Source organism: Methylobacterium sp. J-070 (assembly GCF_022829385.1).
Classification (GTDB): domain Bacteria; phylum Pseudomonadota; class Alphaproteobacteria; order Rhizobiales; family Beijerinckiaceae; genus Methylobacterium.
Map to the genome: position 1 here is coordinate 1 of NZ_JAKSXX010000117.1, position 1,452 is coordinate 1,452.

The 1,452-nt window shown below is 68.8% G+C and carries 1 protein-coding gene; it reads left to right on the top strand.

The genetic code is table 11. The features are described 5' to 3' along the window. The coding region (locus MKL01_RS09695) for a methyl-accepting chemotaxis protein (protein WP_243905009.1) at positions 1-1,452 on the top strand (1,452 nt) is incomplete at both ends.

Sequence of the window (1,452 nt, forward strand, 5' to 3'; positions counted from 1 at the left end):
CGATCAGGCAGCCAAGCTCGACGTGCTAGATCGCTCGCAGGCGGTCATCGAGTTCGCCCCCGACGGCACCATCCTTACCGCCAACGCCAACTTCCTGACGGCCATGGGCTACACGCTGCCCGAGGTGCAGGGACAGCACCACGGCATGTTCGTTGAGGCACGCTACCGCGCTAGCGCCGAGTACCGCGCGTTCTGGGAGGTCCTGGGCCGGGGCACCTTCCAATCCGCTGAGTTCAAGCGCGTCGCCAAGGGCGGTCGGATCGTCTGGATCCAGGCGAGCTACAATCCCGTGCTCGACCGGGCCGGCCGCGTCGTGAAGGTCGTCAAGTTCGCCGCCGATATCACCGCGCAGAAGATGCACGCGTTGGATAGCGATGGCCAGATCGCGGCCCTGCACCGCTCGCAGGCGGTGATCGCCTTCGATCCGACCGGCACGATCCTCGACGCCAACCAGAACTTCCTCGACACAGTCGGTTATCGGCTCGAGGAGATCCGGGGCCGTCACCACAGCATGTTCGTGGATGCGGCCGAACAGGCCGGGGTGGCCTACCGCGGGTTCTGGGATCGGCTGGGGCGCGGGGAGTTCGCGGCGGGCGAGTTCCGGCGCATCGCCCGGGGCGGGCGCGAGGTCTGGATCCAGGGGAGCTACAACCCGATCACTGACGAGGACGGGGTGGTATTCAAGGTGGTGAAGTTCGCCGCCGACATCACCGCGCAGGTGCAGGATCGCCAACGTCGGGCCGCGGCGCAGCGGACGATCGGCACGGACCTCGACGCGATCGGCACCGCGGTCGAGGCCGTGACGCGCCAGACTGCCGAGGCGGCCGGCACGGTCGGACAGGTCTCGAACGACATCCAGTGTGTCGCCTCGGGTGCGGAGGAGCTATCGGCGTCCGTCGGCGAGATCAGCCAGCAGGTCAGCCACGCCGCGCGCATGGCCGGCGAGGCGGTCGAGCAGGCGCGTCATACCAGCGGCATCGTCGAGGGCCTGAGCGGGCAGGCGACGCAGATCGGCGAGGTGGTGAGCATGATCCAGGGGATCGCCTCGCAGACCAACCTGCTCGCCCTAAACGCTACCATCGAGGCCGCCCGCGCGGGTGCCTCGGGCAAGGGCTTCGCGGTGGTGGCCTCCGAGGTGAAAGCCTTAGCCGAGCAGACCGCGAAGGCGACCGATCAGATCCGGGCGCAGATCGCCGCGACCCAGGCGGCTACGCGTGAGGCGGTGAACGCGATCGGCGCGATCCAGGGCACGATCCGATCCCTCGACGAGGTCTCGGCGGCGATCGCTGCGGCGGTTGAGGAGCAATCGGCGGTGACCCGGGAGATGTCGGGCAGCATGCACACGGCCGCCCATGGTGTCACGACGATCGCCGGCGGCATGGAGGCGATCGCCAGAGCCTCTGAGCAGGTCGACGCCGCCACACGTCAGGTCCGTGAAGCCGCACGGGCGGT